15 protein-coding genes and 3 pseudogenes are annotated in these 20,192 nt (G+C 69.6%); 7 read left to right on the top strand and 11 right to left on the bottom strand.

Annotated features, from left to right (window positions below; translation table 11 throughout):
* Positions 1-52: 52 nt before the first annotated feature.
* The 6 genes and pseudogenes from OG906_RS35930 to OG906_RS35905 all read right to left on the bottom strand — a co-directional run bounded on the left by OG906_RS35930 (position 53) and on the right by OG906_RS35905 (position 5,672).
* Positions 53-559 carry a DinB family protein gene (locus OG906_RS35930; protein ID WP_329448457.1) on the bottom strand — a complete coding sequence of 169 codons (507 nt, stop codon included), beginning with the start codon at positions 557-559 and terminating at the stop codon, positions 53-55.
* 60 nt (positions 560-619) lie between these two features.
* Positions 620-1,808, bottom strand: a pseudogene (locus OG906_RS35925) (epoxide hydrolase family protein).
* A 163-nt stretch (positions 1,809-1,971) separates the two neighbouring features.
* Positions 1,972-2,793: an AfsR/SARP family transcriptional regulator gene (locus OG906_RS35920; protein ID WP_329448456.1), complete on the bottom strand. Its 822-nt coding sequence runs from the start codon at positions 2,791-2,793 to the stop codon at positions 1,972-1,974.
* Positions 2,794-2,893: 100 nt separating this feature from the next.
* Positions 2,894-3,748 (bottom strand): ScbR family autoregulator-binding transcription factor, encoded by an 855-nt coding sequence (locus tag OG906_RS35915; RefSeq protein ID WP_329448455.1) that lies wholly within the window; start codon positions 3,746-3,748, stop codon positions 2,894-2,896.
* A 227-nt stretch (positions 3,749-3,975) separates the two neighbouring features.
* Positions 3,976-4,841: pseudogene (locus OG906_RS35910) on the bottom strand (AfsR/SARP family transcriptional regulator).
* Between the two features lie 237 nt (positions 4,842-5,078).
* On the bottom strand, positions 5,079-5,672 hold the full coding sequence (locus tag OG906_RS35905) for a ScbR family autoregulator-binding transcription factor (protein ID WP_329448454.1): 594 nt from the start codon (positions 5,670-5,672) through the stop codon (positions 5,079-5,081).
* A gap of 299 nt (positions 5,673-5,971) precedes the next feature.
* On the opposite strand from OG906_RS35905, the gene OG906_RS35900 reads away from it, so the two are divergent.
* Positions 5,972-6,748, top strand: a complete 777-nt coding sequence (locus OG906_RS35900; protein ID WP_329448936.1) for an SDR family NAD(P)-dependent oxidoreductase — start codon at positions 5,972-5,974, stop codon at positions 6,746-6,748.
* Positions 6,749-6,803: 55 nt separating this feature from the next.
* On the opposite strand, the gene OG906_RS35895 is transcribed toward OG906_RS35900, so the two are convergent.
* Entirely contained in the window at positions 6,804-7,097 is a 294-nt protein-coding gene (locus tag OG906_RS35895; protein ID WP_329448453.1) for a hypothetical protein, read from the bottom strand.
* Positions 7,098-7,498: 401 nt separating this feature from the next.
* On the opposite strand from OG906_RS35895, the gene OG906_RS35890 reads away from it, so the two are divergent.
* The gene (locus OG906_RS35890; RefSeq protein ID WP_329448452.1) at positions 7,499-8,239 is read left to right on the top strand and encodes a class I SAM-dependent methyltransferase; all 741 of its coding nucleotides are present in this window, start codon (positions 7,499-7,501) and stop codon (positions 8,237-8,239) included.
* A gap of 242 nt (positions 8,240-8,481) precedes the next feature.
* Here OG906_RS35890 and OG906_RS35885 read toward each other — a convergent pair whose 3' ends face one another.
* Positions 8,482-9,234, bottom strand: coding sequence for a TetR/AcrR family transcriptional regulator (locus tag OG906_RS35885; protein WP_329448451.1), 753 nt, complete (start codon positions 9,232-9,234; stop codon positions 8,482-8,484).
* Positions 9,235-9,327: 93 nt separating this feature from the next.
* On the opposite strand from OG906_RS35885, the gene OG906_RS35880 reads away from it, so the two are divergent.
* The 5 genes and pseudogenes from OG906_RS35880 to tpg all read left to right on the top strand — a co-directional run bounded on the left by OG906_RS35880 (position 9,328) and on the right by tpg (position 14,830).
* Positions 9,328-10,530: an FAD-dependent monooxygenase gene (locus tag OG906_RS35880; RefSeq protein WP_329448450.1), complete on the top strand. Its 1,203-nt coding sequence runs from the start codon at positions 9,328-9,330 to the stop codon at positions 10,528-10,530.
* A gap of 291 nt (positions 10,531-10,821) precedes the next feature.
* Entirely contained in the window at positions 10,822-11,496 is a 675-nt protein-coding gene (locus tag OG906_RS35875; RefSeq protein WP_329448449.1) for a ScbR family autoregulator-binding transcription factor, read from the top strand.
* A 180-nt stretch (positions 11,497-11,676) separates the two neighbouring features.
* Positions 11,677-12,954, top strand: coding sequence for a ParA family protein (locus tag OG906_RS35870; RefSeq protein WP_267803718.1), 1,278 nt, complete (start codon positions 11,677-11,679; stop codon positions 12,952-12,954).
* Entirely contained in the window at positions 12,951-13,946 is a 996-nt protein-coding gene (locus OG906_RS35865) for a ParB/RepB/Spo0J family partition protein (protein ID WP_329448448.1), read from the top strand. Before OG906_RS35870 ends, OG906_RS35865 begins: the two co-directional genes overlap by 4 nt.
* Positions 13,947-14,234: 288 nt before the next feature.
* Positions 14,235-14,830: pseudogene (gene tpg, locus OG906_RS35860) on the top strand (telomere-protecting terminal protein Tpg).
* Positions 14,831-15,037: 207 nt separating this feature from the next.
* On the opposite strand, the gene OG906_RS35855 reads toward tpg, so the two are convergent.
* The 3 genes from OG906_RS35855 to OG906_RS35845 form a co-directional block, all read right to left on the bottom strand.
* Complete coding sequence (locus tag OG906_RS35855) at positions 15,038-15,415, bottom strand: DUF6009 family protein (RefSeq protein WP_267801927.1); 378 nt, start codon at positions 15,413-15,415, stop codon at positions 15,038-15,040.
* Positions 15,416-15,594: 179 nt separating this feature from the next.
* The gene (locus tag OG906_RS35850; protein ID WP_267801926.1) at positions 15,595-17,169 is read right to left on the bottom strand and encodes a DNA primase family protein; all 1,575 of its coding nucleotides are present in this window, start codon (positions 17,167-17,169) and stop codon (positions 15,595-15,597) included.
* Positions 17,166-18,197 carry a bifunctional DNA primase/polymerase gene (locus tag OG906_RS35845; protein ID WP_329448935.1) on the bottom strand — a complete coding sequence of 344 codons (1,032 nt, stop codon included), beginning with the start codon at positions 18,195-18,197 and terminating at the stop codon, positions 17,166-17,168. Before OG906_RS35845 ends, OG906_RS35850 begins: the two co-directional genes overlap by 4 nt.
* Between the last annotated feature and the right edge of the window lie 1,995 nt (positions 18,198-20,192).

The following is a 20,192-nucleotide window of genomic DNA, read 5'->3' as shown; positions in this document are numbered from 1 at the left end:
GTGTCCCGGCGACGCCCCGCCCCGCCCGCCCCGACGGCCCGGACTCCCCCGGCTACTCCCCGGTGACCCCGTCGATCACCTCGCGCAGCAGGTCGGCGTGCCCGTTGTGTCGGGCGTACTCCTCGATCATGTGGGCCATGACGTAGTGCAGGGAGTAGGCCTGGTCCTCGTGGTGCCCCCGCACGTCCAGGGACTCGGCCGCCGCCACGATCGCGCGCGAGCGCTCGCAGCTCTCCTCCCAGATCCGGAAGGACTCCGCCGGATCCGCGTCCTCGACGTGGAAGTCCGTCCGCTCGCCGGCCTCGTTCCTGGGGAAGAAGTTGCTCACGCCCTCGGCGTTGATCACATTGCGGAACCAGCTCCGCTCGACTTCCGCCAGATGCCGTACCAGCCCGAGCAGGCTCAGCTCGGACGGCGCGACCGCCTTGCGGCGCAGTTGCTCGTCCGTCAGGCCCGTGCACTTCATCATCAGCGTGTCCCGCTGCCCCTGCAGGACGCTGGTGAGCGTGGCGCGTTCGTCACCCGTCAGAACGGGTGGGGTCCTCTGTTCGTCTTTCATCGGCTGATGATGACAGTGCGGCCCTCCACCCGCCGACCATTGCGCGTGGCGGACACGCCCTCAGGACGCGGACCCCGCCCTCAGCTGCCGGAAAAAGGCCCGTACGTCCTCCACCAGCGACTCGGGCACCTCCATGGCGGGGAAGTGTCCCCCCTTGTCGTAGGAGGTCCAGCGCACGATGTGGTCGGTGCGTTCGGCGATGTGCCGCAGCGGGATGAAGTTGTCCCGGGGGAAATCGGCGAGTGCGGTCGGCGTCCTCGACACCTCGGGCGGCTGCCCGTGATAGTCGGCGTGCGCGCGCTCGTAGTAGATCCGGGCGGCGGAACCGACCGTGCCCGTCAGCCAGTACAGCATGACGTTCGTCAGCATCCGGTCCCGGTCCACGGGGGTTCGCGGATCGCTCCACTCGGCGAACTTCTCCCCGATCCAGGCGAGCAGTCCGACGGGGGAATCGTTCAACGCGTAGGCGAGGGTCTGCGGCCGGGTCGACTGGATGTCGGCGTACCCCTGGCGCTCCCGCGCCCACCCCCGGTACCGCTCCCAGGACGCCCGCGCCCGCTCCCGCTCGGCGGGGTCCAGGGCGGCCAGCTCCTCCGGCGTGGGTTCGGACGTCGCCCCGGCACCGGGCAGCAGGTTCAGATGGACCCCCCTCACGTTCGCGGGGCGCACCCGCCCCAACTCCCGCGAGACCGCGGCGCCCCAGTCGCCGCCCTGTACCCCGTACCGCTCGTACCCGAGCCGCTCCATCAGGGTCCCGAAGGCGCGCGCCACCCGCTGGAACTCCCAGCCGGGTTCGGTGGTCGGCCCCGACAGGGCAAACCCCGGGATGTGGGGAAGGACCAGGTGGAAGGCGTCGGCGGGGTCCCCGCCGTGCGCCCGCGGATCCGTCAACGGCCCGGCGACCCGCTGGAACTCCACGAACGACCCGGGCCAGCCGTGGGTCATCAGCAGGGGTGTCGCATGCGGCTCGGGCGAGCGGAGGTGCGCGAAGTGGACGGTGGCCCCGTCGATCTCGGTGGTGTACTGCGCCCACCCGTTGATCCGCGCCTCGGCGGCCCGCCAGTCGTACTCCTCCGCGCCAGTACCGGACGAGTTCCTTCACCTCGGACAGCGGCATGCCGTACGCCCACCCGACCCCGCTCAGCTCATCGGGCCACCGCACCCGCTCCAGCCGCCGACGAAGGTCGTCCAGCTCCCCTTCGCCCACATCCAGCCGAAACTCCCGAAACCCCTGCCCAAGATCACCCATCCCCCCACCCTGCCACGCGAGCGCCGATCCAGCCCCGCCGGCGTTTGAGGCGCGGGGTCCGGGGCGGAGCCCCGGAAAGCCGGACGCAGTCCGGGCCGCGCACCACTGCGCCGCACCGGCCACGGCCCGGCCCGGCCACAACCCACCCCGGCCAGGGAATCGGCTACGCCGCGTACAGATCGAACGTCGATCCCCGCTTCGCCCCCGCCGCCACGTCCAACGCCGGGTCCACCGCCAGCATCGCCTGGTGCAAGCGCTGCAACTGCGGTGACGGCTCCACCCCCAGGTCGTCGATCAGCCGGTTCCGCAACCGCCGGTACACGTCCAGGGCCGCCGCCTGCCGGCCCGACCGGTAGAGCGCCACCATGACCTGCGAGTGCAACCCCTCGTGCTGGGGGTGCCGCGCCGTCAGTTCGGTCAGCTCCACCAGGAGTTCCGTGTGCCGCCCCAACCGCAGGTCGACGTCGATGCGCCGCTCGACCGTGACCAGTCGGCTCTCCTCCAGCCGCATGACCTCGATCTCCAGGATCGGACCGAGCCGTACGTCGACCAGCGCCGGCCCGTTCCACAGTGCGAGCGCATCCCGCAGCATGGCCGCGGACCCTTCGTCGTCACCGGCCTCGAACGCGCTCTGTCCCCGGGCGAGCAGGCTGTCGTACGTGTACACGTCCACCGCCTCGGGCGGCACCTGCAACACGTACCCACCGTGCCGCGTGGCGAGCACCTCCTTGGCCCTGCCCGGCCGTCCGGGCCCCATGGCGGTGCCCAGTCGGCGACGCAACTGCAGGATGTACGACTGGAGTGTGGTCAGCGCGCTCTGCGGGAGATCGTGACCCCAGATCTCCTCCATGAGCGTGGGTACCGGAATCACCCGGCCCGGCTGCAGCGAGAAGAGCGCCAGGATCTGGCGCGGCTTGCCGGCAGTCGGAACGATCGAACCCCCGTTGACCTCGGCACTCAACGGACCCAGCACCTGAATCTTCACGGTCTCCCCTCCACTTCGCGAAACCGAAAACGAAACCGAACCGAACCGAACCTGACCTGACCTGACAACGAATCTGACGACGACCCGGCCCCCGCGGCCCTCACCGACAAGATCCGAAAGAGACGGCCTGACCCCCGCTCGCCATGAACCCCACCGCTTCCAGGCACCGCTCGTCCGCGGCGCCCTCCTCGCCCCCCGTCCGGTACTCCCCGGCGCGCGCCTCCCCCACCAGGCTCGGCAGGAGCAGCCCCCAGAGGGCGGCCACCTTGCCCTTCAACTCCCGGTACGACAGCCCGGTCCCGGACAGCACCTCGATCCCGCAGACGGCGGCCGCGACCAACGCCTCCGCCCCCTCCCACCGACCTCCGGCGGCACCACTCCCGGCCGCCACGGACCCCTCGGCCGCACCGGGCCCCTCGGCCTCAGCAGACCCATGGGCCGTACCGACCAGCGCAGACGTACCCACCGCATCCGGCACACCCACCCCGGCCGACCCACCCGCCTCGTCGACCCCGCCCGAGAAGCCCGCCAACTCCCCCGCGTCCCGGGCCATCCGCAGCAGTCGGTAGACCACCGAGAGCCATGCCCCGTGGAAGTCCACCACCGCCGGTTGCTGCCCCGCGCACTCCTTGGTGATCCGGAAGCTCGCCGGGATCGCCGGATCCTCGTGCAGGGTCCGCGCCAGCCAGTGCGTCGTGCCGATCAGCGCCTGCAACGGCGAGTCCCCGGCCTCCCGCAATCCCCGTACCGCCTCGTGCAACAGCCCACAGCCCCACTGCTGCACCGCGTCCGCCAGTTCGTCCTTCGAGGCGAAGTGGAAGTACAGCGCCCCCTTCGTGACCCCGGCCGCACCCGCGATCTCGCCGAGCGTCGCATTGGCGTAGCCGTTCCGGTGGAACATCTCGGCTCCGGCGAAGAGCAGTCGCCTACGCGTCCGCTCCGACCTCTCCTGCACCGCTCGTCTCCTCTCACCCGAGCCGGTCCGCGGCGGCACCGCACGTGCCGCCCTCGTCCGACCCCACCAGCCCCCGCTCAGCCCCAGCCCCGTTCGACCCCGCCCCACTCACCCGCACGCACCCCCGCGTTCCCACCCGCACGAAACCCACCCCCGGGGGAAACCCATGCGAACCCACGCATCACGGCCGCACCGCGCACCCGCACCCGCGGGCGCCCGCGCCGCGCTCAGACCCGTACGAGCCGTTCCACCCGGGTGCTCCCCACGGTGCCCGCACCGGCCCCGGCCCCGGCGCCCACGGCGGCCGGCGCCCCTCCCTCCGGCCCTGCCATCAGGATCGAGCGCTGGAGTCTGCGCAGCGCCGCCGACGGCTCCAGCCCCAAGTCCCGTACGAGCGTGGTCCGCAGCCGCTGGTAGACGTCCAGCGCTTCGCCGCGGCGGCCGGAGCGGTGCAGGGCCAGCATGAACTGCCCGTGCAGGTTCTCATGCGTGCGATACCGACTCACCAACACCGTCAACTCCGCCAACACCTCACGATGACGACCCAACCGCAGATCCGCCTCGATCCGCTGATCCAACGCACACAACCGCGTCTCCTCCAACCGACGAATCTCCATGTCCAACTGCACACCACCCTGGACATCCGCGAACGCCGGCCCCGACCACAACCCCAACGCCTCCCTCAACAACCGCGCCCCACCCGGATGATCACCCGCATCCACCGCCCGATAACCCAACCCCGACAACCGCTCGAACTCCCGCACATCACTCTTCCCCCCACCACCACACAACAAATAACCCCCCGGCAACGTCACCAACACATCCTTCGCAGTCCGCGAAGTGTCGCTCCCGTCCAGGGCGGTGGCGATCAGGGCACGCAATTGCAGTACGTAGGTCTGGAGCGTCGTGCGGGCGCTGCGCGGCGGCAGGCCGCCAGGCCGCCCCACAACTCCTCGATCAGTGCCGATACGGGTACCACCTGATCGGCATGGAGGGCCAAGAGGGCCAGGACCTGCCGGGGCTTGGGGGCGGTCGGCGTGATGGAGATCCCGTTCTCCCGCACGTCCAGTGCGCCCAGTACATCGATGTCCACGTCGTACTCCCCTGTCCTTGGATGAGTCGCAAGAGTCAGTAAAAAACAGGACCGGCGGTTTGTCAATGAGCTTCCCACCGCATCAGCTTCAGGCCGGCAACGCCCGAGTTTCACTCAAGAATCCTGCTCCACCTGCGAGTTCATCGGTTCCCAGGGAACAAACCGTAGGTATCAACCCCTCGATCGCCACCACACAAGCCAGAAAACGCCTCCGAGATGGCCCGTCAAACAGACCATTCAGTCTGCTTCGAGGTTCTCACCCGCCAGCAATCGCGGCAGAACCAACCCCCAGATCCGCGCCAGGGTTTGCGGCGCCACCCACTCGGGCTCGGCCGCACCCAACACCTCCAGCCCGACGGTCGAGGCCACCACCGCCCGCGCGGCGTCCTGCGAGGACACGCCCTCCGCGAGCATCCCGCCCCGTTCGGCCGCCCCCAACAACTCCTCCACCCACAGCCGCCACTGTCCCCGCAGGTCCACTCGGCTCTCGTGGGAGGAATCGGCCGACAGCGCGAACCCGGCCCGTACCACGACGTCCTGCGCGAGCAGTTCCATCAGCTCGGCCGTCGAATCGACCAACACCCGTACCGGATCGCCCACCGACCGCTCCGCGCCGGTGATCCGGGCGACCGCGTCCGCCGCCCGTTCCTCGACGGCACGGGCGATCTCGGTCTTGCTCGCGAAATGGAAGTGCAGGCCACCGGCGGTCACCCCGGCCCGGCGACTGATCGCCGAGACCAACGCCGCCGCGAACCCCTCCTCCGCGAAGACCTGCGCGGCAGCGCGCACCAACGTTTCGCGCGTGCGAGCCGCACGCTCCTTCTTGATCATGGAGGCTCCACACACCGCACTCGCCGCATTCATCGCACCCTCGATGTACACAAAGGGCCACGAGATCTTGGTGCCACGTTCGACGGGCCCACTGGAGGTTGGCCGGACTCGTACCGGAGTGGACACCTCCGCCCCACTGGAGCGGCTCCGCCGGCCCTCGGAGCAGGGCACTCGCGAGCCCGCGCGCCACCCCGGCCTCCGCGGGCCTCCAACCAGCACAATCGGTGATCGTGACAGGTTCGTGCAACCCGACCTCCGCCCCGTTCCGACATCCCGCGTCGTGCTACGGTCGCGACGTGATGACGGGGGACGACAGCATTCGGTTTTTGGCTGGGAAATCAGCACTGATCACGGGAGCGAGCGCCGGTATCGGAGCAGCCGCCGCCCGGGTGTTCTGTCGTGAAGGCGCCTCCGTGACCCTCGTGTCCCGCCGCGAAGAACCGCTGGCCACGCTCACCGACGAACTGCGCGCCGCCGGCCACCAGGTCCAGTACGTGGTCGCCGACGTCCGTGATTCCCAGGACGTGGCACGCGCCGTCGAGGCCGCCGTCACCACGTTCGGCCGGCTGGACGCCGCCTTCAACAACGCGGGCGTCGGCGCGCTCCCGGCGCCCATGCACGTCCTCGACGAGGACGTCTACGACACCATCATGGACACCAACGTCCGCGGAGTCTGGAACTGCATGCGCCACGAGATCCGCGCCATGCTGACCACCGGTGGCGGCTCCATCGTCAACAACAGCAGCACCGCGGGCCTGGTCGCCACCCCCGTCGCCGCCCCCTACGTCGCCTCGAAGCACGCGGTCGTCGGCATGACCAAGGCGGCCGCGTGCGAGTACGCGCCCCACGGCATCCGCATCAACGCGATCGCACCCGGCTCCACCCGCAGCGAGATGATCGACGCCTGGCTCCAGCAGAACCCCAAGGTGGAACAGATGCTCCTGAACTCGGCGCCGCTGCCCCGCATCGCGGAACCCCAGGAGATCGCGGAAGCCGCGGCCTGGCTCTGCAGCGACCGCGCCTCATTCGTCGTCGGCACCACCCTCTCCGTGGACGGCGGCTGGACCACCCGCTGAGGACGCACCGCACACGGCCGCCGGCGCCGGGTACGACCGGGTGTCGTCCGGCGGATCACGCCTCGGGTTCGAGGGGCCGTAGGTCGTAGAGATAGGAGCGGTCGCCCTTGAAGCTGCGCCAGACAGTGGCCGGGGGTTCGGGTTCATCGGCGCGGCCGTCGAGCGGATGGGCGGTCACGAGGCCGTCAGCGATCTCGCAGTGCCAGCCCTCGGTCGGCGACCAGACACACCACACGTTGCCGTCCGTTCGACGATAGGCAGGCCGGCCGTGGCGCCGGCCGTCGCGCTCGAAAGGGTGGCGGAGACCGTCGATGTGGCGCACGAAGGTGAAGGATGCAAGTGCCGTCATATCTTGGGCACTGTAGGCGACAACGCTGCTGCGGTATCGGCGACTTCCAGCAGGTCCTGCGGAGCGGGCGTGCGGGCACCGGGAAGGCGGCCTGGGCGGCTGATCGATGAACGCTCGACCGCCCTCAGCCTTAACGGCGTTAACGCTGTCGCAGCGTTCATGGCGTTAACGGCGTTAACGCCGTTAATGATCCACTCCCTTGACGGCATCCGCCCGCCGCCCCCTCCCCAACACCTTCGCCCACCGCGAACCTTGCGGTCCGAGGTCGCCAACGCAGCCCGGGGAAAAGCCTCAAGAGCGTTAACGGCGTTAACGCCGTTAACGCCGTCAGGCACTGTCCGGCGGATCAGTCGCAACCCAATCGTGTTGACCGCCCCGGCAGGCAGTGCTTGAGTCGGCGCGTGGACAGCATCGCTGCCAACCGGCGCTTCTGGAACGAGATCAGCAGCGCCTACCAGCACGAGCACGACCCGCAGATCGGTGCGGCGCCCCGGCTGTGGGGCACGTACGCCATCCCGGACGCGCACCTGCACGCCCTGGGCGATGTCAGCGGCAAGCGCGTCCTCGAACTCGGCTGCGGCGCCGGCCAGTGGTCCAGGGCGCTCGCCGCTGAGGGCGCCACCGTGGTGGGGCTCGACCTGTCCGAAGTCCAGCTCGCCGCGGCAGCTCGCGAGATGGGAGCGGCCCGCTACCCGCTGGTGCATGGCGCCGCCGAACAGCTCCCGTTCGCCGCCGACAGCTTCGACCTGGTCTTCTGCGACTACGGCGGGCTCAGCTGGGCGCCGCCGCACCTGGCCGTCCCGCAGGCCGCACGCATCCTTCGCCGCGGTGGACGCCTGGTGTTCAACGTCGCCAGCCCGTGGTTCGAAGCCTGCTACGACGAAGCCGCCGGCCGCGCAACCACGACGCTGCACCAGGACTACTTCGGGCTGGGCACCATCGCCGAAGACCGGGGTGCCGTCAGCTACCAGCTCACCTACGGCGACTGGATCAGGGTCCTGCGCGGCGCAGGTCTCGTCATCGACGACCTCATCGAGCCGCGACCCGAACCCGGAACAGCCAACGGCTACAACCAAACCGACCCGCCTGACTGGGCACACCGCTGGCCGGCAGAAGTGCTCTGGGTCACCCACAAACCGTAGGCAGCGCCGGACCGAGACGTGAACGCCCCCCTCCCCGGTTGGCCTGGAAGATCCAGTCCCACGTTCCATCCGCCGGACAGGCCCCAACACCACCGTCGGTCAGCAGCGTCCCCGCTCCCGGCCGAAAGCGCCACCGTACGCTCTCCGTCCCGCCCGCACTCCCCCGGGCAACGACGACGGCCCCAGCAGGATGCCGACGGCGATCTCCCCGACCACACGCCGTCGACGCGGCCGTGCCCGCCTCAGCTCCGGGTCCGCCGCTCCACCAGCAACCCCACGCCGTCGAAGATCCGCTCCAACCCGAACTCCAGCGCCTGGTCCTGCCCCCCGTGCTCCGCGACCGAGGCCAAGGCGGCGCGCAACGCCGGGTATCGCTCCCCGTGCTCCCGCATCACCTCACCCAACACCCGCCCAAGCTCCGCGTCCGGCCCCCCGGTTCCCTCCGGCCCGCTCGTTGCGCCACCCGCGGCCCGCTCCTGCTCGGCGATTCCCCGTACGTGCCCCGTCACCAACACCACCGTGTCCATGGCCTCGGCACCGCTCAGGCCGCACCCGTCGAGCGCCACCAAGGCCCGCTCCATCCAGCCGATCTCCCTCGGCCCCATCACCCGCGCCCCCACGGTCGCCTCCAGCAACCACGGGTGTGCCCGGAATCCGGCGAGCAGGCCCCCGGCCCAGACAGCGAGCTTCCCGCGCCATCCGGCGACGGCCGCCAACGCCTCGTCCAGCAGAACCGGTTCGGGCATCGCCGACTCCACCATCAGCGCGATCAGCTCCGACTTCCCCGGCACGTACCGGTAGAGAGCCATCTTGGTGACCCCCAGTTCCCCGGCCACCAACTGCATCGACACGCCGCCCAGCCCCTGCGTGTCGGCGATCCCAACGCCCGCCCCCGCGATGCCCTCCAGCGTGAGGCCGCGCTTCGGCCCGCGCGCGGGCTTCGCCGGCGGCCCCCACAGCAACCGCACCGCCGCGCCCCACTGTTCGCCGGACATCGACTCCTCCTTGCGCTCCCACCAAAACTGCGTCTACCGTACACGGAACAAACAGTATCCGTCGGACGCAATAATGCCGCGCAAGGAGATCCCATGTCCCGATACCCGAAGCACCCCGCGACGGTCCTCATCTCGGGTGCGAGCATCGCCGGGCCCGCCCTTGCCTACTGGCTGGGCCGCCACGGCTTCCGCCCCACCGTCGTCGAGATCGCCCCGGCTCTCCGCGAGGGCGGCCAGGCCGTCGACTTCCGGGGGAACACCCACCTCACCGTCCTGGAACGCATGGGCGTCCTGAACAGGCTCCGTCGTATCCAGACCGGCGGCAGCCCCATGACCTTCGTCGATCAGGACGACAACGAGCTCCTTCACCTCCCGGCGGAGTTCGCCGGTGGCGACCTCGAAGTGCTCCGCGGTGACCTCTCGCACGTGCTGTACGAAGCCTCACGGCCCACCACCGAGTACGTCTTCGGCGACTCCGTCACCGCCCTCACCGAGACCGCCGGCGGCGTGCACGTCACCTTCCGCCGCTCTCCGCCCCGCACCTTCGACCTCGTCATCGGCGCCGACGGCCTCCACTCCCACCTCCGCCGGCTCGCCTTCGGCCCGGAAGAGGAGTACGTCACGCACCTCGGCTACTACGCGGCCTCCTGGTCCCTCCCGACCCGCCTGGACCTCCGCCGCCCCGGCAGTACCGGCTACAACGCTCCGGGCCGCCTGGCGTCCGCGACCGCCGACCGCGCATTCTTCGTCTTCGCCTCACCGGCCGCCCCGTACGACCGCCACGACCACCGCGCCCAGAAGGAACACATCACCCGCGCCTTCAGTTCCCTCCCCTGGAAGACCCGAGAGCTTCTCGCCACCCTCCACGAGGCCCCGGACCTCTACTTCGACTCCATCAGCCGGGCCGACGTCGACACCTGGTCCGCCGGCAGGGTGGCCCTCGTCGGAGACGCCGCCTGCGGTGCAACAATCGGCGGAATGGGCACCGGTACCGGGATCGTGGCCGCGTATGTCCTGGCCTCCGAACTCGCCCGGACTCCCGAGGACCACCGGGCCGCCTTCGCCCGCTACGAGTCACTGGTCCGCCCGTACGCCGAGGCCTGCCAACGGGGCGGCGACCGTACGGGTCCCTTCCTGGCCCCCGCCACCCGACTCGGTCTGCGCGTGCGCAACACCCTGCTCGGCCGACCCCGCTGCCTGGCCTGGATGCTGAAGCAGGGCCAGAAGGTCAGCACGCTTGCCCTCCCGGAGTACGGCGCGCGCACCGGGGCGAGGGCGAGCGCACACACGCCCTGACCGCCGGAAAGCCTCACTCCACTTAACGGCGTTAACGGCGTTAACGCCGTTAACGCTGCCGCCCGCGCTCCCCACCTTCGAAAAGCAACAGGCGGAACCGGAGCAAGTCCCTACAGACCGTCACCCCGCTCCGCAGAAAAGTACTTGTCGACTGGTTTTCTTTGCCCCCGTCCCACTAGATTGGCCAGACAGCACCACCCGCATCACCCACCACCGCACCACCGCAGCACCGCAGCACCGCAGCACCGCAGCACGATCGGCCGGACGGCCGGACATCATCAGGAGACAGACGTGGCCAGGGTCAGACAGGAACGCGCCGAGGTCACCCGGCAGGCGATCCTCGACGGCGCTGCCATCGCGTTCGACGACGCCGGCTTCCACGGCACCAGCCTCAGCGATGTCGTCAAGCACGCCGGAGTCACCAAGGGTGCCCTGTACTTCCACTTCCAGTCGAAGGAAGCCCTCGCCCGCACCCTGATGGACGAGCAGTTCCGGATCTCCGACGACCTCCCGGCCATCGAGAACCCCGGCCTTCAAACCGCCATCGACGTGACGCACCAGATGGCGCACGGCCTGCGCACCAACGTCCGGATCCGGGCGGGCATCCGCCTGGTCATCGAGTTCGGCTCGTTCACCCACCCGGACTCGACGCCGTACAACACGTGGATGAACACCGCCCACAGCCTGCTGACGCCGGCCCAGCAAGCGGGCGACGTACTCCCCGCGCTGGACGTCACCGACCTCTCGACCCTCCTCATCGGGTCGTTCACCGGCATCCAGGTCACCTCGTACGTCCGCACCACCCGCGCGGACCTCCACGCCCGGATCGCCGACCTGTGGGCGTTCCTCCTCCCCGGGATCACGCCCGCGGACCGCATTTCCTCCTTCGACCCGGCAGGCTCGCCCGAGTGCCGGGCTCAACTCGGTCTTCCGAACCCGGACTTCCCTGGGGTCCAGGTCGGCTGACGGCGTGTCCAGGGCGGCCTCGCACACGCCGTGGTGAACCACGGGGGTGCTCGCCACGGCGTGTGCGAGGCCGCCCTGTCACGTGCCGGGGCCTGAGCATGGGCTTTTGCGTAGTGTTTCGTTAGCAAAACCCAAGCGTGGCGCTCACGAACACTCTGGAACGTTAGTAAAGTCCCTCTCATGACTTCACCCTCCTCCCAGAGCGACCGAGAGAAAGTCGTCTCCAAGCTCCCCCCGTGGCTGCGCCAGGAATTGAAGATCCGCACCGCTCAACTGCGGGTCGACATCCAGGACGCCGTCCACGAGGGCATCGCCCACTGGAGCGCCCTCGCCTCGGCGCCCTCCCCCGTCGACACCTCCGGTGCCGAGTCGTTCTCCACCTGGCTGCCCGCCGGTCAGTGGGAGTCCTTCCGTACCGACTCCAAGCACCGCGGCGTCTCCCTCATCCAGGGCCTCGCCCAAGCCGTCCGCCTCTGGCTGGAGATGAACCCGGCCCCCACGGTCAAGCGGCCCTCCGTCGTACGACGCATCGTCGTCTGCAACCAGAAGGGCGGCGTCGGCAAGACCGCCGTCACCGCCGGCACGGCGGAAGCCCTCGCCGAGGACCCCGCCAGCCTCCACCCGGTCCGCGTCGCCCGCCAACTGGCCCGTCGCTCCGCCGTCCAGGTCGACGACGAGGCGACGTACGAGGAACAGCAACCGCTGCCCACCACGCCCCTCGACCTCGAAGACCTGCCGGGCCTGGGCATGCGCGTCCTGCTGGTGGACTTCGACCCGCAGGGCCACCTCACCAAGCAACTCGGTCAACAGACGCTCCCCATCGGCGGGGACAGCCTGACCTGCCACATGGCCGGCGAGGCCAAGGGCCCGCTCGCCGACCTGATCGTCCCCATCCCGGACGAGCGCTTCGGCGACCGGTTGCACATCCTCCCCGCCTGCACCGACGCCTTCCTCCTCGACGTCCGCCTCTCCACCGTCCGCGCCCGCGAGGCCGCCCTCGAACGCGCCCTGGCTCCCGTCGAGTCCGACTACGACGTCATCCTCATCGACTGCCCCCCGAGCCTCGGCCTCAGCATGGACGCCGCCATCTACTACGGGCGACGCCGCGACGCCGAACAGCCCGGAGCCTCCGGCGCCCTGATCGTCGTACAGGCCGAGGACTCCTCGGCCGACGCCTACGACCTGCTCACCTCGCAGATCAACGATCTGCGCGACGACCTCAGCCTCGACATCGACTACCTCGGCCTCGTCGTGAACCTCTACGACGGCCGCCGCGGCTACATCGCAACCTCGTCCCTTCAGGCCTGGATGGACATAAAGGATCCCCGGGTCGTCGCCATCGTGCCCGACCTCAAGGAACAGCGCGAGGCCGTACGGGTCAAGCAGCCGCTGTTCGTCTACGCCCCCAAGGGTGACCAGGCGGTCGCCCTTCGCGCGCTCGCCAGGGAGATCTCATGAGCAAGGCCGACAAACTCGGAGTCTCGGCATCCTTCGCCCGAGCGCAGCCGGTGGGCGTCAGCTCCCGCCGTGCCGCGATCGCGGAGGCCACGGGCGCCCCCACCTCCGGGGTCGTCCCGCCCTCCGAGGTGCCCATCGAGGCGCTGGCACACAACCCGTTCAACCTCCGCGAGGACCTGACGGAGCTGGACGAGCTGGCCCAGTCCCTGGTCTCCCGCGGCCAACTGCAGCCCCTCGCGGTCGCCACCCGCATGGCGTTCATGGAGGCCCACCCGGGTCAGACCGACGGCCTCGGCCGCGCCCCGTACGTGGTGATCGACGGAAACCGGCGCCTCGCGGCCGCGCAGTTGGCCGGGATCAAGACCATGCACATCCACGTCAACGACGCCCTGTCCGCGTCGGCGGCGGACATCCTCGAATCCGCGCTGATCGCCAACGTCCACCGCGTCGACGTGGCGCCCATGGACCAGGCGCGCGCGCTCCAGGAGCTGGTCGACGTGCACGGTTCGCAGGCCCAGGTGGCCAAGCGGCTCGGCAAGACGCCGGCCTGGGTCTCCCAGCGCCTCACGCTGCTGAACCTCACCCCCACCCTCCAGGAGAAGGTGGAGACCGGCGAACTCAAGGTGGAACCGGCCCGCCGCATCGGCCGCCTCCCCCAGGAGGAGCAGGCAGCGGCGGCGAACGACGCTGCCAACGCCGTCAATCCCCCGCGCCAGCGCACCCGTGTGACCCCCACCCCCGTTAACGGCGTTAACGCCGTTAACGCCGTCGAGCCCCCCGCAGCACCGGCAGCACCGGCAGCACCCGTAACGGCGGCAGCACCCGCAGTATCGGTAGTCCCCGTAGCTCCCGTAGCTCCCGTGTCCATCCCCGGCTCCCCCCGCATCACGATCTCCACGCACTCCCCGGAGACCATCGCGGACGCCCTCACCGCCCACCTCACACCCGACGACCTCAAGGCCGTCACGGAGCTGCTGATGACCCGTATCTGATGCCGCGCCCACGCCGGGGGCGCCGGCGGCGTTAACGGCGTTAACGGCGTTAACGCCCCCGGCGCTGCCCGCTCCCCCAGCCGACGCTCCAGCCCCGGCAACCGCATCGGCCCACCGCCCCCGGCCGATCCGGTGTCCCGCACGCCCCCCACCCATCCCACCCCCACCACCCTCGTTAACGGCGTTAACGCCGTTAACGCCGAGCCCCCGCTCCCACGTCGGCGCGGGCCCGAACACGGCCGACGACATCGCGCCCGCGGCTCCACGGCCGTCTCGGGCCTGGAGCTCATGACGGCCCTGCGCCCGCCCACCCGGGCGGCCCGCAACCCCGTCACCAACGTCTGGGAGTCCGCACCCGTGCCGGGTTCCCTCACCGGCCCCGGCGCCCGCGGAAGCCCCCGACCGGCGAGTTCCTCACAGGCACGGATGCGGTTCCTGGTGAAAGCGGCCAAGTTCACGAAGGTCGCCGCCCAACTCCTCGGCGTCTCTCCCCGCACCGTCGAGCGCTACGTCAAGGGCCAGATCAGGACTCCGCGCCCCGAACTCGCCTCCCGGCTCGAAGCGGAGGTACGCAGACGCCGGCAGCCCCCGGTCCGCAAGCGTGCCCGGAACAAGGCGGCCCGCACCACCGGCCTGATCATCGAGACCCGCGCCCGCTTCGGCTTCACCGCGGCACCCGGTACCACCGACGACGGCCGCATGCGCCGCATCACCCAGCACCTGCCACCGGAGCAAACGCCTCGCGGCTCTTCGCGGCCCAGGACTCCGGAGCCTCCGAGGCCCCACTCCGTGCCATCGCCGCGGAAGGGCTCCAGGAGGTCTACTTCAAGGACAACGGCGCCCGCGCCACGAGCCTCCTGGTCGAGTTCACCGACATCGACTAGGTCGATTTCGCCTTCTAGGCGAACCGCCCCGCAGGGTCCGAAAGGGACTGAAGGGACTGAATTTCGCCATTGGCCTCAGCGTGTTTCAGCCAACCACGTCCTGAACGAGACACGGACGTGGTTCCGGGAAAGCTCAGGTCAGAGCCGTTCCACGCCGGCAGGTGAGACCCGTTTCCCGCCAGGGGAGACGGACCGGAGGGACGGAAGTCAGGCGACGGTGGGTGCGGACAGCCCCCGCTGCGAGCGTTCGGTCTTCCTTCCCACCTGCCTGGGCTCGATCGTGCGCGGGTCGACGGCCTCGCCCGGAGCGCCTTCCCGGTAGAGACCCTCGGGCTCGGCGTCCCGGTCGTGCGGCAGGAGGTAGAACACACGCCGCTTCTGCAGGCCGCTGTCCGGGTCGGCCTCCGCCGTCTCACCGAGTTCGGTGAAACCGATCATGCGTCCGTCGCGGTGGTAGCGCGGCTTTCCCCGGCGGCGGGGAGTCTTGTCCAGGGCCTGTCGGACGTAGTCGAGCTCTTCAGGGTCCTCCAGCCACACCACTTTGACCTCGTGGGCGAGATCGCTGGCTGTCAGTAGCGAGCTCATGGCCTGAGTCCTTCCTCGTTCACGTCGGCCCTCCGGGCCCCTGGTCTCTCCGCGCCGCTCGCGGCGCCGATGCCGATATGCGACAGGACCCCGAGGGTCTCCGTCGGTGGGTGGGTGTGTTCATCGTCCTTGTCCATCGTAGGGGTGCCCGTCCCGAGGCGGCGGCACACGTCGGCCAGTCACGTCGTGCTTGCCCTGATCGCGTCACGCGGAACCTGCTCCTCGTCGGCCAGGAGGGCGAGCCCCGGGTAGAACTTCTGACCGTTCGAACGGAGCATCTCGTTGGGCGAGGCGACGCCCGCCTCGGCTCGGATGCGTGTGGCGAACGCCCGTGTGGTGGCGGGGCGCAGCCCCTCCCCATCAAGGCACCAGGCACTGTAGGCGCGGTAGAGGGCTCCCTGTTCGACCTTGAGGTCACGGGGTTCGGCGAGGTGCGCGCCGGTGGTGCAGCACTCCGCGAGGAACCGCCCGATGTGGTCCTCGGTCGTGGCATAGGCCTGGGTGGCTGCGCGCACGACGTTGGGGCCGGTCAGGGGCGGTTTGCCGGCGAGGTAGGCCTTGGCGCCCTGGATCATCCAGTGGAGGATCCCCGGTCCCTCCTCCTGCACGAGCGCCTCCGCCAGGTTGTCGATCTTCCGGTGGTCGGGAACGACCTTCTCGAACGGGATCAGCCGGATCCGGCGCCAGAACGCGTGGCCTCCGGTGCCCACCTCCGGGCGGTGGTTGCCCAGGAGCCACAGCTTGTGGGTCGGCTCGAAGCTGAAGAAGTCCTGCCGCATGCGTCGGGCCTTGAGGCGATCCCCACCGGTGAGGAGTTTGACACGCGCCTCGTCGAATTTGTCGTGCGGCTTGAGTTCGCTGCACACGAACAGGCGTCGCCCGTGGAGTTCGGTCAGCTCGGTGGAGTGCTCGTTGAACTTGCCGCGTTCCATGAGGAAGCCGGGCGGCGCCACGTCCGCGTAGTCGCCGAGGATCTTGATGACGACGTCGAGCAGGGCCGACTTTCCGTTCGCACCGACGCCGTAGAGGAAGGGCAGCACCTGCCCGCCGACGTCACCGGTGATGGAGTAACCGAGCAGGAGATGAAGGAAGTTGATCATCTCCTTGCCCTTGTCGTCGTCGCCGAAGGTCTGCTGGAGGAAGGCGTGGAACCGGGGCGTGGGCATGGCCTCGGGCGCCAGGTGGGTGGCGCGGGAGTGCAGGTCCCGGGTCGGGTTGGGCTTGTGCAGGTCGCCGGTACGGAGGTCCACGACGCCGGCCGGCGTGCACAGCGCGTACTTGTCGCCGTCCAGGGTGTCCGGGTCCAGGGCGAGCTCGGGCGAGGCCTTGGCCTGCGTGAGCATGGCCTTCACACCCGAGGTCGACATGGTGCGCCTGCGGTGCTGGGCCAGTTCCCGATCCGTGAACACGCCGCGGGGGTCGTGCGCGGGCAGGTCCTCCGCCATGTCCCCGGCGGCCCAGATCGCGGCCTTCTCACCGCCGGTGCGCTTCCACCGGTACTCGTCCCAGACGTACCAGCCCAGGCCTTCCACGTGCCGGAACCGGTTGTGGTGGAGGTAGGCGAAGAGTTTGGCGTTGCCGCGGTCGGTCAGGTTGTGCAGGAGTCCCGCTTGGATGAAGTCGGCGCCCGCGCCGGGCGCTCCACTCTGCTGAGCGGGCAGGCGTCGGCCCGGCGGGGCGGTGTCCGTGGTGAACGCGGCGAGCTGTTCCGCCGCTGCCTGGGCGTTGAACCCCGTGCTTCCAGCGCTGCTCATGGACGTCCCTTGGGGTGGATCGGTCGCTCGCTTCCGGCGCGCAGCCCTGTTTCGACGATGAGTGCGATGCGGCGTGACTGGTGGGGTCGGGCGTGTTCCGCGGCTTCGAGGAGCGCGCGTCGGGCCTCTGTCTCGGTGACGTGCCCCGCGGCCGCCAGTCCCCCGGCGGTGAAGGCGGCACGGTTGAGTTTCTCGCTGAACGCCGTTCCCTCGTGGCTCGCTCCACAGGAGCGGACCTCGTCGAGGAGGGAGGCCAGCACGCGCTGTCCGTCCCGTCGGTGACCGCAGGAAGCCGGGGCCTGCGTCCGTCGCACGGGATGGGGCTCCGCCGGAGCGGGTGGGGCCTCCACGCAGTGGCCGGTACGGACGAGTTCGGCGGTGAGCCACATGGGCAGCACCGCCGGCACGCGGGCTCCGGGCATCGGTTCGTAGACACCGACGGTGGTGCGCGTCGAGGGGGCCACGATGTAGCCGCCGACGGCGCGGACATCGACCTGCCAGGCGAGCGCCACGCGGGAGCTCGACCCGCTGGAGCAGCGGAAGCGGGGGCCGCCCTGGGCTGCCCGGTACCAGATGTGCATTCCTCCGGAGGGCGTGCGGACGCGCAACGTCGACGTGTCCTCACAGGGGTTGGGCGCGGACCGGTACGCGGCCAGGAGCGCCAGGGTGTCGTATCCGCTCTCCAGCCCGGTCAGGTCGACACGGTCGTCGATGGGGATGCCCGGCAGCAGGCGCTGTCGGTCCGGGACCGTCGCCCCGTGGGCGTCGACGTCGACGACGACGAGCCCCGCGGGTCCACAGGAGACTCCGATGCCGGGTTCCGGGTCGGTCCCCCACCACCGGCGCACCGTGTCGGGGTCCGTGGTCGCCGCGTGGAAGCCGTGGCACCAGCCTCCCCGGGAGCGGCAGGGGCAGTCCTGGGGCGTGTGCCGGGCCGTTCGGCAGTCGGAGCAGTTCGGTGCGGGCGTCTTGGTCCCAGGCGCCAGAGGATGCACCGGGAAGCCTCTCAGGGCCATCCAGAGAGCCACGTCCAGGGCTGTCCCGCCGCGCACGTCGTGCGACGGGTTCTCGGAATGGACGGGCACTGGCTCTTCCTTGACGCGATGTGAGGAACGGTTGCTGCTGTCCCGGTACCTGTCCCTGAAGCGCGCTCTCACCTGCAGCTCAGGGACCAGAGGGACTGAAGATTCACTATCGCGGAGGTTACCCCAGAGTCTGGGGAGACTCAGGTTGATTTTGCCGCAGTATTGATATTTCAGTCCCTTCAGTCCCTCAGTACCTGGAGGTTCGGGGAGGTTCGTCCGGATTTCGCGGCGAGTTGAACCGGCGTGACTCCCGGGCGGGTCGGAGCCGACCACCAACGGCACATCCTCCCGACCCTTCCCGTCTTCAAGCCGGACTCCACTGGTCCCTCCCCCGTCTCACCTGAAGCCCCCGCCCCACCTGAAGCGAGCGGAGCACCCCACGTGCCTGCCGCCGGCCGGACGCCTTGGGCATCGGGACTGAAGGGACTGGACTCCGGTTCAGTCCCTGCCGGTTCAGTCCCTGGAGAAAAGAGCAGGTCAGAAGGGCAGGGACCTAGAGAGAGGGACTGAAGGGACTCAAAGTTGTCACTTCCACTTCTCATGCGTGTGTGGGTATGCGCGGACGTAAGCAAGAAGGAGTCATAGGCCTGGGTAGCTCATAACTGGGAAATTGAGTCCCTTCAGTCCCTGAACAGCGGCGGAAGGGCCGCTGACCAGCAGGTTTGTGTAGTGACTGAAGGGACAGGGACCGAAGCGATTCCCAGGAGGCTCAGCCCCTCGGAGGGGGAGGGGGTACCGAGGGAGGGGGTCAAGCGGGAACTCCTCCCCCCTGCCATCTCCCCGCCCGTAGGGACTACATGAGCCCTACGGGCCCCGGACGGCCCCTGGAGGCACCTGGCTTGCCCTCCCGACCCTTGCGCGGCCCCCACGGCCCCCTCCGACTCCCAGGCGCTCCAGGGGGCGCAGAGCCCGTCCGCAGGTCTGGCCCGGTGGGAGAGTGGATCCGCGCCGGCGATCGCACCCAAGCGATCCAGGGACCCGGAGCGAGGCCTCCCGACGGTGCGGGCAGGGAGGGCAGCGCAGCGGGCCGGATCGTGACCACCGCCCGGGACAGAAACTCGAAGCGGGATGACGCCACAGCCCCGGAGTTGTTCCTGTTGGGCTCCTGGGCGAAGCAGGAGGAGGACGTCGAGCGGGCCAGGGCGCGGAGCAAGGCCAGGGACCGGGGAAAGGACTCTGGCGCAGCCCCGATCCGTTCAGTCCCTTAGGAGAGCGACCTTCATAGGGGCAGGTCAGAGCGTTGCGCGCCGGAGCGTTCAGGGTCCGGAGGGACTGAAGGGACTGGAATGTTGAATTCCGTTCATCATCGAGGGCGCGTGTCCGGAGTCGGCAGGATTCCAAGCCCCAGTGGGGCCGATGATGGCAGCCGCCGAGGGCAGAGCCCGCCAGGCTTCGGCTCGACCACGACGGTCGCATGCGCCGTGATGGCTGCATGGGGCACGCACGCCACTCGGCCGGGCATCATTTAAGGCACTGACCTGGCGTTATACCGATAGCAATGCTGATATGCATCCTGATGTAGAGGGTGATGTACAGCCTGATAGCTGTCCCTAGTGCAGTCTGCATAGCAGGCCTGATGGTAAGTGCTACCGATAGCCCTACCGAAACGACGACCCACCGATACACCGCTCCACCGATACACCGACCTGGCGTCCGACTCGCGTTGCGTACGACCTGGCGACCGTGCGTGCGCAAGCACGAACGGACGCCCTTACCACTGACGGCTCGTCTCAACGGTTGACGGTCCGTACACCCGACCCACCGTCCTTCCGGTCTCCCGTACGCACGACGAAGCGTCCGTCCTGACGTGCGTACCAACTCACGCACTCGCGATCCGACGAAGCTCCGACCCCTGCACGTTCCGCACTGTCGACGCTCCCTTGTCGCGTACGTCCCACCGACGGACCGTGCGCGACTCCCACGGTCCGAACGTGCGAG

It is taken from the genome of Streptomyces sp. NBC_01426, assembly GCF_036231985.1.
Classification (GTDB): Bacteria; Actinomycetota; Actinomycetes; order Streptomycetales; family Streptomycetaceae; genus Streptomyces.
The sequence above is the reverse complement of the archived record's forward strand: the minus strand, read 5'-3'. Positions and strand labels throughout refer to the sequence as shown.

Coding starts and splice junctions, on each gene's coding strand:
- OG906_RS35930 (WP_329448457.1), bottom strand. CDS start 559: ATGAAAGACGAACAGAGGACCCCACCCGTTCTGACGGGTGACGAACGC.
- OG906_RS35905 (WP_329448454.1), bottom strand. CDS start 5,672: ATGATCAAGAAGGAGCGTGCGGCTCGCACGCGCGAAACGTTGGTGCGC.
- OG906_RS35900 (WP_329448936.1), top strand. CDS start 5,972: ATGACGGGGGACGACAGCATTCGGTTTTTGGCTGGGAAATCAGCACTG.
- OG906_RS35895 (WP_329448453.1), bottom strand. CDS start 7,097: ATGACGGCACTTGCATCCTTCACCTTCGTGCGCCACATCGACGGTCTC.
- OG906_RS35885 (WP_329448451.1), bottom strand. CDS start 9,234: ATGTCCGGCGAACAGTGGGGCGCGGCGGTGCGGTTGCTGTGGGGGCCG.
- OG906_RS35880 (WP_329448450.1), top strand. CDS start 9,328: ATGTCCCGATACCCGAAGCACCCCGCGACGGTCCTCATCTCGGGTGCG.
- OG906_RS35870 (WP_267803718.1), top strand. CDS start 11,677: ATGACTTCACCCTCCTCCCAGAGCGACCGAGAGAAAGTCGTCTCCAAG.
- OG906_RS35865 (WP_329448448.1), top strand. CDS start 12,951: ATGAGCAAGGCCGACAAACTCGGAGTCTCGGCATCCTTCGCCCGAGCG.
- OG906_RS35855 (WP_267801927.1), bottom strand. CDS start 15,415: ATGAGCTCGCTACTGACAGCCAGCGATCTCGCCCACGAGGTCAAAGTG.
- OG906_RS35850 (WP_267801926.1), bottom strand. CDS start 17,169: ATGAGCAGCGCTGGAAGCACGGGGTTCAACGCCCAGGCAGCGGCGGAA.